General features: G+C 55.4%; 13 protein-coding genes. 5 read left to right on the top strand and 8 right to left on the bottom strand.

Going from position 1 to position 13,737, the window contains the following annotated elements:
- Window positions 1–3: 3 nt before the first annotated feature.
- Both B3729_RS07330 and B3729_RS07325 read left to right on the top strand, forming a co-directional pair.
- A complete protein-coding gene (locus B3729_RS07330; protein WP_286787510.1) occupies window positions 4–720 on the top strand; it encodes a DUF3108 domain-containing protein in 717 nt (238 codons plus the stop codon).
- A gap of 219 nt (window positions 721–939) precedes the next feature.
- Entirely contained in the window at window positions 940–1,110 is a 171-nt protein-coding gene (locus B3729_RS07325; RefSeq protein ID WP_019366332.1) for a hypothetical protein, read from the top strand.
- A gap of 61 nt (window positions 1,111–1,171) precedes the next feature.
- Here B3729_RS07325 and B3729_RS07320 read toward each other — a convergent pair whose 3' ends face one another.
- Genes B3729_RS07320 through B3729_RS07310 form a run of 3 tightly spaced genes read right to left on the bottom strand, consistent with a single transcriptional unit; the run spans window position 1,172 to window position 4,889 of the window.
- Window positions 1,172–3,379 carry a xanthine dehydrogenase family protein molybdopterin-binding subunit gene (locus B3729_RS07320; protein ID WP_286787509.1) on the bottom strand — a complete coding sequence of 736 codons (2,208 nt, stop codon included), beginning with the start codon at window positions 3,377–3,379 and terminating at the stop codon, window positions 1,172–1,174.
- On the bottom strand, window positions 3,376–4,365 hold the full coding sequence (locus B3729_RS07315) for an FAD binding domain-containing protein (protein WP_286787508.1): 990 nt from the start codon (window positions 4,363–4,365) through the stop codon (window positions 3,376–3,378). The genes B3729_RS07320 and B3729_RS07315 overlap by 4 nt, the downstream gene beginning before the upstream one ends.
- Complete coding sequence (locus tag B3729_RS07310; RefSeq protein ID WP_286787507.1) at window positions 4,362–4,889, bottom strand: (2Fe-2S)-binding protein; 528 nt, start codon at window positions 4,887–4,889, stop codon at window positions 4,362–4,364. The genes B3729_RS07315 and B3729_RS07310 overlap by 4 nt, the downstream gene beginning before the upstream one ends.
- 269 nt (window positions 4,890–5,158) lie before the next feature.
- Between B3729_RS07310 and B3729_RS07305 the strand changes: the two genes are divergently transcribed.
- Complete coding sequence (locus B3729_RS07305; protein WP_286787506.1) at window positions 5,159–5,479, top strand: DUF3509 domain-containing protein; 321 nt, start codon at window positions 5,159–5,161, stop codon at window positions 5,477–5,479.
- 38 nt (window positions 5,480–5,517) lie between these two features.
- Here the strand turns inward: B3729_RS07305 and B3729_RS07300 are convergent, their stop codons facing one another.
- Entirely contained in the window at window positions 5,518–6,072 is a 555-nt protein-coding gene (locus B3729_RS07300; protein ID WP_019366336.1) for a DJ-1 family glyoxalase III, read from the bottom strand.
- 389 nt (window positions 6,073–6,461) lie between these two features.
- Window positions 6,462–6,695, bottom strand: coding sequence for a hypothetical protein (locus B3729_RS07295; RefSeq protein ID WP_010795213.1), 234 nt, complete (start codon window positions 6,693–6,695; stop codon window positions 6,462–6,464).
- 339 nt (window positions 6,696–7,034) lie between these two features.
- Between B3729_RS07295 and B3729_RS07290 the strand changes: the two genes are divergently transcribed.
- Window positions 7,035–8,444: a DHA2 family efflux MFS transporter permease subunit gene (locus tag B3729_RS07290; RefSeq protein ID WP_286787505.1), complete on the top strand. Its 1,410-nt coding sequence runs from the start codon at window positions 7,035–7,037 to the stop codon at window positions 8,442–8,444.
- 7 nt (window positions 8,445–8,451) lie between these two features.
- Here the strand turns inward: B3729_RS07290 and B3729_RS07285 are convergent, their stop codons facing one another.
- Genes B3729_RS07285 through B3729_RS07275 form a run of 3 tightly spaced genes read right to left on the bottom strand, consistent with a single transcriptional unit; the run spans window position 8,452 to window position 12,247 of the window.
- Window positions 8,452–9,132: a Fe2+-dependent dioxygenase gene (locus tag B3729_RS07285; RefSeq protein WP_286787504.1), complete on the bottom strand. Its 681-nt coding sequence runs from the start codon at window positions 9,130–9,132 to the stop codon at window positions 8,452–8,454.
- An 11-nt stretch (window positions 9,133–9,143) separates the two neighbouring features.
- Entirely contained in the window at window positions 9,144–9,932 is a 789-nt protein-coding gene (locus B3729_RS07280; RefSeq protein ID WP_286787503.1) for a tetratricopeptide repeat protein, read from the bottom strand.
- Between the two features lie 17 nt (window positions 9,933–9,949).
- Window positions 9,950–12,247 carry a TonB-dependent receptor gene (locus B3729_RS07275; RefSeq protein ID WP_286787502.1) on the bottom strand — a complete coding sequence of 766 codons (2,298 nt, stop codon included), beginning with the start codon at window positions 12,245–12,247 and terminating at the stop codon, window positions 9,950–9,952.
- 190 nt (window positions 12,248–12,437) lie between these two features.
- Between B3729_RS07275 and B3729_RS07270 the strand changes: the two genes are divergently transcribed.
- Window positions 12,438–13,733 (top strand): NCS2 family permease, encoded by a 1,296-nt coding sequence (locus tag B3729_RS07270; RefSeq protein ID WP_122044747.1) that lies wholly within the window; start codon window positions 12,438–12,440, stop codon window positions 13,731–13,733.
- Window positions 13,734–13,737 lie beyond the last annotated feature (4 nt).

Here is a 13,737-nt window from a genome sequence, read left to right as displayed (position 1 = left end):
CCCATGCGACGATTGTTGTGCCTGATCGCATTTACGCTGGCCCTGCCCGCCCATGCGTTCGACCTTAAACCCTTTGATGCCAGCTACACCGCCGACTGGAAGCAGATGCCCATGAGTGGCTCAGCTGAGCGGCACCTGACAAAACAGCAGGATGGCAATTGGAAACTTGAATTCAGTGCCTCCATGCTGGTGGCGGGCCTGACCGAAGCCAGTACGTTCCGCTACGAAGGCGACACGTTCCTGCCCACGAGCTATAGCTATTCACGCCATGGCCTGGGTAAAAGCCGTGAAAGCAAGCTGACCTTTGACTGGACCGCGAAGAAAGTCACCGGCACTGAAAAAGGCGACTCGGTCAACCTGCCGCTGGACCGTGGTCTGGTGGACAAGTCCACTTACCAGCTGCTCTTGCAGCATGATGTGGCAGACGGCAAGAAAAGCATGAGCTACCAGGTGGTCGATGGTGATGAGATCGATACTTACGACTTTCGCGTAATTGGCGAGGAGCGCGTGCGCACCAAGGTGGGTCTGGTTGATGCCATCAAGGTCGAGCGTGTTCGAGATCCCACCAAGAGCAACCGTAAGACTGAACTGTGGTTTGCGAAGAACTGGGATTACCTGCTGGTCCGCCTGTATCAGATGGAAACCGATGGCAAGGAATACCAGATCATGCTGGAAGACGGCTCTGTTGATGGCAAGCCGGTAAAAGGTCAGCAAGGCTAAATCGCCTGGTACCTCTAAAACGCGTCTTATCGAGAGGTAAGACGCGTTTTTTATTGCCTGTGTTTTTGCAAAAGAACGTGCCGCCTGTTGAACCTGCGACATATTGTCGCTATAAATGTAACAGATTATTGCAAACAATCAGCTTGGTCTCTTTTCCTGATTGATCAATGATCGAGTTGTTAGCTGCCTTGCGTGCCCTTTTAACCAAGGAGAAAGACAATGACCGTTACAGTGACTGAACGCGACGAAAACCATATGTCTCAAGAAGCCCGTTCACTGGGTTTATCTGTCTGGGACGTTCACCAGGAAGGCCATTTAGTCGGCATTTATCATTCCGAGGCCGATGCGGTCGCGTATAAAGCGCAGATCGAAGAAGAAAGTCAACGTTGATTTAAAGCAGTATCCATAAAAAAGCCCGCTTGTTAGAGGCGGGCTTTTTTGATCAGTCGTTTTATTCGAAAACCTTATCCAGGGTAATTGGCAGATCGCGAATACGCTTGCCTGTTGCGTGATAGACCGCGTTAGCGATAGCCGCCGCAACCCCTACGATACCGATCTCGCCTATCCCCTTTGCACCGAGCGGATTGACAATCTCGTCGTGCTCTTCGACAAAGATGACATCCAGATCATGCACATCGGCGTTTACCGGAAAATGGTATTCGGCAATGTTGTGGTTCATCCAGCGGGCCAGATCCTTATCAAGCATCCCCTCTTCCTGCATGGCCATGCCAATCCCCCAGACCATTCCGCCCAGGATCTGGTTTCGTCCTGGCTTGAGGCTCAAGACGCGCCCCGCTGCAATAGCACTGACCATCCGGCTGACCTGAATCGTACCGAAGTCTTCGTCGACCTTGACCTCCACAAACACTGCAGAGTGGGTAGCCGTTGTGTAATCGTCCCGCTCCTTCTTAGGCGAGGCACTGGCGGAAGCCTCCATGCTTGGCGCCCCCCCCTTTTTCAAGAGATCAGCGATCTTGATTCGCTCGACAGGTGCGGCCTTGATGTAAATTTCACCGTTTTCGAAAACGACGTCGGTCAACTCAAGGTTGCTGAAGGGCGATTGATCCTCTTCCTTGGCTTGATCAAGCAGTTGCTGTTGAAGGGTTTCGCATGCCTGCTTAACGGCGGAGCCAACAGAAGAAACGGTAAACGATCCTCCTTCCAGGGGCGCCTTGGGCAAAGTCGAGTCGCCCAATCTGAATGTGACCTTTTCCAGAGGCAGACCGAAGATTTCCGCTGCGATCTGGGTCATGACGGTATAGGTACCCGTACCGATATCAGCTGTAGCGCTGGAGACGACCAAGCTACCGTCGATGTTGATCACTGCCTTAGCACTGGCGGGATTCTGCATGGCCTCCCAGACACCGGTTGCCATTCCCCACCCTACCAGCTGCTTGCCATCGCGCATTGAGCGTGGTTCGTGACTACGCTTGGACCAGCCAAACCGTTCGGCACCCTGGCGGTAACATTCGAGCAACTCCTTGCTTGAGTAAGGCTTGTTGGAGGCAGGATCGACATCCGTGAAGTTGCGGATACGAAACTCCAATGGATCAATATTGGCCGCGTAGGCCAGCTCGTCCATCGCGGATTCAAGGCCATAGACACCTAGCACAGCGCCTGGGGCACGCATGTCCAGCGGTGTATAGAGGTCAAGGGGAGCCAGCTTGTAATCCAGCCGCACGTTGGGGCATCCATAGAGCGAAGCGGACCAGACCACGACCATCTCGGTGAAGTCCTCAAAGCTTGAAGTCTCGCCTACCACTTCGTGGATAGTCGAAACCAGCTTGCCTTCCTGGTCACACGCCAGCCGGAAATGCTGGATGGTTTCCGGGCGATGACCAAACGAGAACATTTGCTCGCGGGACAGCACTACTCGAACGGAACGCTTGAGCTTAAGCGCCGCCATGGTCGCCAGTACCAGTTGATATTGTGGGCGCAGACCAGAACCAAAGGCGCCACCTACAAAGGGTGTTACGACACGTACATCTCCATCAGGCAGGCCGAAGATGTTGGAAATGAACTGAGCGCTGTTCTGCACGCCCTGCGTCTTGTCGTGGACGGTCAACTTGCCATCCGTGTTGTAAATGACCGTAGAGGCATGCATCTCCATCGGATTGTGAAACTCGGCGGCCGAATGGTATTCCGCCTCGATCTTGACTGGTGCACTCGCCCAGGCGCTATCGGCATCGCCTCGATCTGGCGGCATGGGCGTAGGCGCCTTATGAGCATCGCCACGCTGAGCGTAGATGTCAGCCTGATGCGGCTCGGTTTCGTAATCCACTCGAATCAGCGAAGCCGCATAGCGAGCAGCTTCGAAGCTTTCTGCCACCACCAGCGCAACCGGCTGCATGTTGAACAGGACTCGGTCGTTATAGAGAGGACGAAAGTGCTTGCCATCTGCGGCGTCCATATCGGTGTAGCTTTCGTTATACGATGCCACCTCGGGACGGTTTTCATGGGTAATGACATCCAGAACACCCGGAACACTGAGCGCTGCCTGGGTATCGATGCTCAGGATGCGGCCCTTGGCTACTGAGCTGTTGACGACATAACCGGTGCAGAGGTCGGCTGTACCGAACTCACTGGCATAAAGGGCTTTGCCAGTTACCTTGAGTGGCCCATCGACCCGAGAAACGGCCTTTCCTAGATAAGCTGTCATTTGGCATTTACTCCTGAAGCAGCCTCGCTCAAGGCACGCACAATGGCGCGCTTGGCCAATTCGATCTTGAAGCTGTTGTGCTCGAACCCCTGGGCTCCCTGCATGAGCAATTCTGCAGCTGCCCGAAAGTTCTCTTCGGTAGCCGGCTTGCCTACCAGCAATGCTTCAGCCTCAGGTTTACGCCAGGGCTTATGGGCCACACCTCCCAAGGCAATACGGGTTGTGCCTACGTTGTCGCCGTTGAGTTCCAGCGCCGCTGCAACCGAGACAAGCGCAAAAGCATAGGACGCTCGGTCACGGATCTTGACGTAGGCGTAGTTCTCGGCAAATCCTCTGGGAGGCAGCTCAACAGCAGTAATGAGTTCATGCTGTCCCAGATTGGTGTCCAGATGCGGTGTATCACCAGGCAAACGGTGAAACTCGCTCATCGGAATCACGCGGTCACCCTCAGGCCCTGACACATGAACCGAGGCCTCCAACGCAGCCAACGCAACGGCCATGTCGGATGGATGGACGGCGATACACTGATCGCTGTGCCCCAGAACGGCATGGATGCGGTTCTGGCCATTGAGCGCCCCGCAGCCTGAGCCCGGCTCGCGCTTATTGCAGGGCGTGCCGATATCGTAGAAGTAATAACAACGCGTGCGCTGGAGCAGATTGCCCCCGGTGGACGCCATGTTGCGCAGCTGGGCCGAGGCACCCGCCAGAATGGCTTGAGAAAGCAAGGGATACACCCGCTCGACATCAGGATGGTAGGCAACCGTCGAGTTCTTGACCAATGCCCCGATATGCAAGCCTCCGGCCTGCGTCGTTTCGATCTCGCGCAAGGGCAACGCATTGATATCGACCAGCTGGTCGGGGCGTGCCACGTTTTCCTTCATCAGGTCGAGCAGGTTGGTCCCGCCGGCGATGAACCGCCCCGTGTCACTTAACTGCTGGATGGCATCGGTGACTTGCTGGGGTTTTGAATAACTGAAGCGATTCATTCCCGTGGCCCTCCCTTGCAGGCAGGCATGGCCTGCTCGATAGCCGCCAGAATGTTGTTGTAAGCACCGCAACGGCACAGGTTTCCGCTCATTTGCTCACGAATCTCATCACGCGTCTGCGCCTTGCCTTCCTTGATCATGCCAATGGCAGAACAGATCTGCCCCGGTGTGCAATAACCGCACTGGAAGGCATCTTGCTCAACGAAGGCTGCCTGCATGGGATGTAACTCATCGCCGTTGGCCAGGCCTTCGATAGTTGTGATTTCAGCGCCGTCCTGCATGACGGCCAGACTCAGGCAGGAGTTGATGCGGGTTCCGTTGACCAACACGGTACAGGCACCACACTGTCCATGGTCGCATCCTTTCTTCGTACCGGTCATGTCCAGGTGTTCGCGTAGCAGATCAAGCAATGTCGTCCAGGGCTCGACGGTCAGCTCATGCTGTTTACCATTGATGATCAGGGAAATCGTATGGGTATCAGCACCGGCGTCGGGCCGAAGCTGGCGAGTAGGAGTCGCATTCATAAAGGCCTCACGGTCGTAAAGGGGAGTGATCTGAAGTCACTCTTTTTTCATGAAAGGCATCGATTGGATGTCTATTTCAGGAATACGACTGAAAGCTTCCGTCAAGGGTTCAGCACAAACCCATGGCAAGATGTGATGGAGGACTCAGTGCGATGCTCGACCAGAAACCGTTATTCACTACAGATATAAAAGGCTTCGCCTGAAGGCTCGGTTTTTGCACAGCCTTCATGGTGTTTGAGCGGTACGTGAAGGCAGTGAGGAAAAGCACTATGGCAATGAGTCCCTTGCAATCCATTGCACAAGCGTTCGAGGCGGATTTCAGTATCAATTTTCTGATCGAAAATCTGGAAGGCAGCGTCACGCTGGTACTGACCGACCAGAAAGGCTCGAAAATCTGCCGAATCATCACAGCGGAACAACTGGCAGACCCGGCAAGGGTTCAGCGCGTAATCGACACCATACGGTTTGGGCTGGCCATTGACGCAGGCCAAGGGATTTCGGTGATGAAAGCGCTTTCGGAGCCGGCCAATGATCAGGCACTTACGCCATCAATTGGCCGGCAAGGTGCGGCTTCCGATGGCACTGCCTAGGTGCGCCGTTGACCCACGACGGCGCACGGAACGTGCTATCAAAAGGGTGTCAGCAACGCCTCTGCAACGGTGTCGCGCTGTTCCTTACCCACAAGCTGATTGACCAGTTCAAGAGCAAACAGCTGGGCTGTACCGGGGCCTTGGCTAGTGACACAACGGCCATCCACTACGACGGGCTCGTTGACATATTGCCCTTGCTCGAGTTGCTCGATAAAGCTTGGGTAGCAGGTTATACGCTTACCCTCGACCAACCCCCAGGGTTCGAGAATGACAGCAGGCGCAGCGCAAATCGCTCCGTAGAGTCTGCCCTGTTCTACATGCCGTCGCATGAAATGGCGCAGCGCCGTGCAGTCGGCCAACCGTTGAGCGCCTGGCATGCCACCAGGCAAGACAATAAGATCAAAGCTCATGGCCTGCACTTCCAGTAAGGTCACATCGCTCATCAAGCGGGTACCTCTGGCCAGCGTAATCTGGCGACGCGCCTCGATACTGGTTACCAGTACCTCGATGCCAGCACGACGCAGTACATCGATCAGCGTAACGGTTTCGATATCCTCATTACCGTCCGCAACGGCAAGCAAAGCGCGAATCATGGAACCTCCTGCTGTCAGACACGCATACCTTAGTGCAAAGCATAGGTTCTAAAAACAACAAACGGTTCAGTTTGTTACCTTCGTTGAGGAGATCAGCGGGAATAGGATTGATCGATGACATTGATAGTGCAGCTAAACTCGGCATTCCAGAGCGCCCGGCAAAAGTCGAGCCTTGTTTGTACTACTCGCAAGATAAATCGGCCCACTGCAACGACATACTCCTTCCTGCTCACCTGTCATAAGCAAAGTTTGTGAATATCATTGTGCCTTAATATTTTAGGCTGGTATTACTTTGCTTTAAGAGAAAAGGCGTCGCAGGCTCTGCCGTGACGCCCCAGCTCAACAGGTAGGTTGGTTATTTATGGTGACCCTGTAGGTTACAAGGTCACTTAAACGCCGGCTTGATGCAGCGTTCTGGATGTTTTACGACCACGCAAGCTGGGCGACCATAGCCCCAGACGCGCCTGAAGTTGCTCGATACGTGCCAGCGCCTCAGCGTATGACTCGTTCAGTCCTTCGATAGTGTGCTTCTGCTGCTCAAGCTCTTTACGCAGCAGTTCATTTTCCTGGCGCAGGTTCAGTTCAAGCAGGATTTCATCAGAGTGGAAAAGATCATTCTGCATTACGAACACCCTTGATACTGTACACGCATACAGTAACCCAAAACTCCTCCTTGACAAATCAAAACCCGACCAAATGCACCTGTTTTTGAAGGGCAAAACCTCAGCAATGGCGCGGCCTCCAGCCCTCCTGGCAACCTCAATTGACTGAACGAGCAGACAAATCGAAAAAGAGGCATTTGAAATCAAACAGATAGCTATATTTTCTCGGAATTTCATTGGCATTTATCAGCCGCTTCGCTGAAATTAATCATTTTCTCTTCTTTTCCAACCTTATTGGCTATACCCCACCCTTAACGATATCTGTAGGATGCTGTTGATCCATTTCCTGATGTTTCTCTCATGTCTTATTCCAAACGCCAGTCGACTTCTGTAGCCCTACTGGTAGCTGCCACCTTTTTCATGGAAAACCTGGACGCTACCGTGATCGCAACGGCACTTCCACAAATGGGAGAGTCCTTTCGGCGTTCGGCTGTCGATCTTAACGTTGGGATCAGTGCCTACATTCTGGCGCTTGCTGTGTTCATTCCTATCAGCGGATGGATTGCGGACCGCTTTGGTGCCCGCCGTGTCTTTGCGAGCGCTATAGGCTTCTTCACACTGGCCTCGCTGCTATGCGGCATTGCTCAGACACTTGAGCAATTCATTGCCGCCCGGGTGTTGCAAGGCATTGGCGGTGCCATGATGGTGCCCGTAGGCCGTCTGGTAGTGTTGCGCATCACTGAAAAGAAAGATCTGGTCAGAGCCATTGCCTTTATTACCTGGCCTGGCTTGATCGCACCTGTACTAGGTCCTCCGCTAGGTGGACTGATTACCGCCTATACGTCTTGGCGCTGGATTTTCTACCTTAACCTGCCCCTGGGGCTGATCGCCCTTATTCTGGCTCTACGAATGATTCCGACCGGCACCGAAACGCGCCGGGCACCACTTGATTGGTTTGGCTTTCTATTAGTAAGCGGTGCCTGCCTTACGCTTATGTTCGGCATGGAGCAAATCGGTCAAGGTCACGATACGCTGGGCAGTAATCTGGTATGGATACTGGCAGGCCTCATGCTGGGTGGATTGGCCGTCTGGCATATGCGCCAGCAGGAACATCCACTGATCGACCTTTCGAACCTCGGCATTCAGACCTACCGCGTGTCGCTGTATGGCGGCACTCTGTTTCGTATCAGCATCAACACCGCACCCTTTCTGCTGCCATTGATGTTCCAGCTGTGCTTTGGCTTCAATGCGTTTCATGCTGGCCTGATTCTACTAGCGCTGTTTGCCGGAAACCTGTTCATGAAGGTGTTTACCACACCGGTCATGCGTCTGTTCGGCCTGCGGCGAACCCTGATCGTCAACGGTCTGGTTTGCGCCGTGACGCTTCTGCTCTGCGCTCTGCTGTCCGAGCGCTGGCCCCTGCCCGCTATTTTGATTCTGCTATTCGTAAGCGGCATGGCACGCTCACTGCAATTTACCGCCAACAATACACTTGCCTTTTCCGACGTCCCCAAGCCCAGGATGAGCGACGCCTCCACCCTGTTCAGTACGGTATTTCAACTCTCGACCGGTATTGGCGTGGCTATTGGCGCATTGGCGCTCAGGGCCTCCATGGAGTGGAACGATCATGCCACAGCGCAGCTTACCGATTTCCACACGGCCTTCATCGTCATTGGCGTAATAGGCTTGTTAAGCGTGATAGACAGCCTTGGACTGGCCCGCAATGCAGGGGATGCCGTTACGGGACATCAACCACGCCACGTCCGCTGAACAAGCGTTAGACGTCAGCCCATTGCCGGAGTAGGTTGTGATAGGTTCCGGTCAGTGCAAGCAGGGCCTCGTGATCAGGCACATCGCGGGTAAGACGCTGTATGGCCTGATCCAGGTCATACAACAAGCGGCGATGACCATCATCACGCACTAGGCTTTGAGTCCAGAAAAAACTGGCGATACGTGCGCCGCGTGTCACCGGCGCAACCCGATGAAGACTCGTAGCAGGATAGATGACTATGTCACCTGCAGGAAGCTTGACCTGCTGCTCGCCATAGGTGTCCTGAATAATCAGCTCACCGCCATCGTAGGTATCGGGCGAAGAGAAGAAAAGTGTCGCAGAGACATCCGTACGGACCCGCTCAGGATGCCCTTTCAATGCGCGGATGGCGTTATCGATATGAAATCCGAAAGACCCGCCTTCTCTATAACAGTTGAACAACGGAGGAAACACCTTTCGTGGCAAGACTGCCGACACGAAAACAGGGTGGTGGCTCAGACGCTGAACGATCTGATTGCCCAGCTCGATAGAGACCGGGTCATCCTCGGGTAATTGAATATTGTGCTTGGCTCTGGCGGACTGATGGCCTGCCGTTACCTTTCCGTCTCCCCATTTCGCCTGCCGCAACACATGTTCGATGTCACATGCCTCTTCGGGCGAAAATACGCCGGGGATATGTACGAGCATAAACGTTTCCTTTAGGTGTCAGGGCACAGCGAAAGTGATGATGAAAAGCCTTCCTTGCCGGAAGACATCGCTGGCAAAGGTTCCTGCATTCGGGCGTAGCGGCTATTGATTTCAGCTGCCAGCGCACGCAATGGCTCACTGTCGGAGACCGCCAGTGCCTCGGCTATTTTTTGTAGAAAGCCGGGTGTGGCAGTTCGCATGGCCTGCCTTAGCCACGATACCGCTTCATCCACCCGGCCCTGTCGGGTCAGTAGGGCTGCATGACTGCACTGTCCTCGAAAGTCGCCAGCCTGTGCGGCAGACAGATACCAGCGTGCAGCCTCTTCCATGTCCACGGGTACGCCCCAGCCTTCTTCATAAAAGCGTCCCACTAGGTTCATTGATTTGGCGTGGCCTTGTCTGGCTGCCTGGCGATACAGCTCCAATGCGGCGGCGCGATCCCTGGGTACACCATGCCCCTGCGCCAGCAGGTTGGCATAATTGTAGAATCCCCAGTCGAGCCCAAGCTGCGCGGCTTGGGCATACGCCCGTGCGGCAGCTGCCAGATCTACAGCCGTCCCCCAGCCATTTTCCAGACAACGCCCCACCATGTTCATGGCATCCGCATGACCATGGTGGGCTGCAATACGGAACCACCGCAACGCCAACGCCTGGTCGCGCTGAATGCCGTTACCATCAAGCAGGATCTGCCCGAGACGCGCCTGCGCCTCGGGCAAACCACGTTCGGCCCCCTGCAGGAGGAACCGAGCAAGTCGCCGCGGATCCTCCAGCCCGTAACGCAGCAGGGAGTCAGTGCCCAATGAGGGGTGCCGCCCTGTCAAAAGCTGTACTCGGCTGTTAACTGAGCACCGCGTCCTTCCCCTGGAACACCGAAGCCACGGCCGTTGTACTGACGCCAGTAGTGCTTGTCGAACAGGTTGACGATGTTGAGGCGCAGGGCCAGATCAGAGGTCGCCTGCCAGTCCACCGCCGCGTTATGCACCACATAATCCGGCACCTTTACACGCTGTTCGCTGGTAATCGCCTGCGCACGGCCCAAGGCAATGTAGCGCTCCCCTACATAGTTGACGCCATAGCTGACCGTCACGTCATGCGGCAGAGCATAGCTGGTCCAGAGGCTGGCTGAATGGCGCGGCGTGTTGGGCAGCGAAATTCCCTCCTCACTGGCGTTGGGGTTGGCAAAGTCGGTGCTACTGTTAACCGAGCTGTAGCTGCGGATCTTGCTCTTCATATACGCGTATCCACCGAACACCGACCACTTGTCCGTGATGTTGCCGGAAGCACCCAGCTCAAGACCATCAACGCGATATTTTGAGCTGAAGACATTACCCAGCTCGTCGTCACTGTCATATTGCGTGCTTTCCAGATCCGTACGGAACAGGGCGGCCGTCAGTGACAATCGCTCGTGCATCAGATCCCACTTGGTCCCTACCTCATACGTCTTGCCCTTGGTAGGTGAAAGCCCCTCCTCTCCCAAGCTTCCAGTTGTGGCAATCTGAATAGAACCGGGCTGCTTGGCATTGCCATAGCTGACGTAGAACGTCCCGTTATCCACGGGCTTGTAGCTCAGAGCGCCACGGTAGCTGAAAAGCTTTTCCTTCTGGCTGACGTTTGCTGCGTCCGTCCAGTTGCTCAGCGTACCGGTAGTCGTGTTCAGGGTGCGAGTGCGGTCACGCGTGGTACGTGCCTTCCAGTGATCCTGACGGGCCGAAACATCCAACTGCCATTGCGGTGAGAACTTCAGGGTATCAATCAGGTAATAGGCTTTGGTTTCCGACTCGGCGTTGATCTCGCCAGTGTAGGCGACCTCACGAGAACCAACGAACTTGGACGGCGGGTTGGCCGGATCAACGGCAAAGGTGTTGCCCTGGGCACCATAGCGCAGGCTGCCCGTCTTGTACCGAAGGTCTTCCCGCGTGTATTCCAGGCCTGTGACCAGAGTATGCTCGATACCCGCCGTATCGAAGCGCCAAGTCACGTTCGCCTGGTCACTCAGTGTCTGGTTGTCGGTATGCCGCGCCGGACCGCGCAAACGACGCAGGGAGCCATTTCCGCCAGCTTGAAGCGATAGGTCGCCTCCTGGAGTCGTTACCACGTAGCTACGCTGGAGCTGGTTGAACGAGAGCTGGTTAGTGAAGGAGACGTTGCTGTTGATGTCATGCTCGAACCGCCAGGTCGCGCGATCGATGCGGTTGTCTTCCTTATCCAAGTTGCGGTAGCCGAAATATCCGTCCCACTTGACGCCCGGAACCCGGCTTGGGTGGCCGCCACTCTGCCGGGGGTTCTTTCCGTCGTGCAGCGTTGGAATTCCGTAATCGTAATTACCGGTGTCTTCCAGATGTTCATACGTGAAGATATTGCGCGTGTCGGTATTGAGACCAAAAGCAAGCGAAGGTGCAATCCCCCACCGATCCCGCTCGATCCAGTCACGCCCGTTGATACCTGACTCATGCCCAACCAGATTCAACCGGAACGCAGTGCCGCTCTCCTCGTCGAGTACATGGTTGGTATCTAGGGTAAGCCGCTTGTAATCCGCTGTTCCAACACCCGCCGTTACGCGGTTGAACTCATGAAGGCTAGGGGTCTTGGTGACCATGTTGATCGCGCCCCCAATGACGCCCGCGCCCCAGGCCGAGGAGCTGGAGCCCTTGACGACTTCAACCTGCTCGGTATTGAACATTTCGGAGCGGGTGTAAAAGGCAGAGTCACGCACGCCATCCAGATAGACGTTCGACCCACCGTAGTTGCCGCTATTGAAGCCGCGGATATTGATGCTGTCCCCTACGCCACCTGCGCCTTCACCGGAGCTGAACGTAATACCAGGCACATTGGAGAGCACCTGCTCAAGCGTTTGGGCGTTCTGCTGCTCGATAACCGCCTGCGGCACGACCGTGATGCTTTGTGGGACGTCACGCAAGGGTTGCGTGTACTTGTCGGAGGACAGCGTTTGCGTCTGGTACTCCCCTTCAGCATCAGCTGTGACGGTCAGACTGTCCAGCTCCTGCGGTGCCTGCTCTGCGGTTTGTCCATGAGTCAGCCCCGATAAGGACGCCAGGGCCAAGCCAATGGACGTCTTGTAGGGAAGGCCAATTACCGAAGTATCTCTTTCTCGCATGACGAGCCCTTTTTCACGTTATTTTCACAAATGTCAAAATTTCGTGAAATGATAATAATTATCAGCCGCTCATGCCAGTGCGGCTTCGTCTGCTTATTACTTTTAGAAGATTACGAACGGAAACATCGGCTTGGGGACCTGCTATCATGCGCGCCCTTCGCTGACTTCAACTTATTCGGAGCCTTTTCCCATGCTGGAAAAACTCTTCCAACTCAAGGCCCATGGCACGAATGTGCGTACGGAATTGCTGGCAGGGGTTACGACCTTTCTAGCCATGGCCTATATCCTGTTCGTCAACCCGAGCATCCTCGGCGAGACCGGCATGGATAAAGGCGCGGTATTTGTTGCGACCTGCCTAGCAGCCGCCATTGGCTCGGCCATCATGGGCATGATTGCCAACTACCCCATTGCGCTGGCGCCAGGGATGGGCCTCAACGCCTTTTTTACCTATACCGTCGTGCTTCACATGGGGCATACCTGGCAGGCAGCACTGGGGGCGGTATTCCTGTCTGCACTGATGTTTTTCATCCTGTCGGTCTTTCGCATCCGCGAATGGATCATCAACAGCATCCCACTGGCGCTACGCTCAGGAATTGCAGCCGGTATTGGCCTGTTCCTGGCACTGATCGCCCTTCAAGGTGCGGGTATCGTTGTAGATAACCCTGCCACCCTGGTAGGCCTGGGTGATCTGACGAAACCCGGTCCGATCCTGGCGATCCTGGGCTTCTTCCTGATCGTGGCGCTGGAAGCCCGTGGGGTCACAGGTGCCGTCCTGATCGGTATTCTGGCCGTCACGCTCGTGGCTATCGGTATTGGTGCGACGCCGTTTGGCGGCGTGCTGTCCATGCCGCCCTCGCTGGCGCCAACCTTCCTACAGCTGGATATCAAGGGCGCGCTGGATATCGGTCTGGTGAGCGTGATATTCGCCTTCCTGTTCGTAGACTTGTTTGACAACTCCGGCACCTTGATCGGAGTGGCCAAGCGCGCCGGTCTAATGGGCCCGGACGGTCATCTGCCTAAGATGGGTCGCGCTCTGATCGCGGACAGCAGCGCAGCCATGTTTGGCTCGTTGCTGGGCACCTCTACGACAACCAGCTATATCGAATCGGCTGCAGGCGTCAGCGCTGGCGGTCGTACAGGTCTGACGGCGGTCGTGGTAGCCGGTCTGTTCCTGCTCGCCCTGTTCTTTGCACCGCTGGCAGGCAGCGTTCCGGCCTTTGCGACTGCACCAGCGCTGTTCTTCATCGCCGTGCTGATGGCCTCGGGGTTGGCCGAGATTGAGTGGGATGATCTGACCACTGCTGCGCCCGTTCTGATCACGGCGCTGGCCATGCCACTAACGTATTCCATTGCCAATGGCATCGCGTTCGGCTTCATCTCCTGGACAGTTATCAAGCTATTGTCGGGTCGCACACGTGACCTGAACATTGCCTTGGTCATCCTATCCATTCTCTTCGTCATCAAATTAGGCTGGTTCAACGCCTGATGTT

Origin of the sequence: Pseudomonas sp. UBA3149 (assembly GCF_002364655.1) — a bacterium.
Classification (GTDB): Bacteria; Pseudomonadota; Gammaproteobacteria; order Pseudomonadales; family Pseudomonadaceae; genus Chryseomonas; species Chryseomonas luteola.
This window is presented reverse-complemented; position numbering and strand designations above follow the sequence as displayed.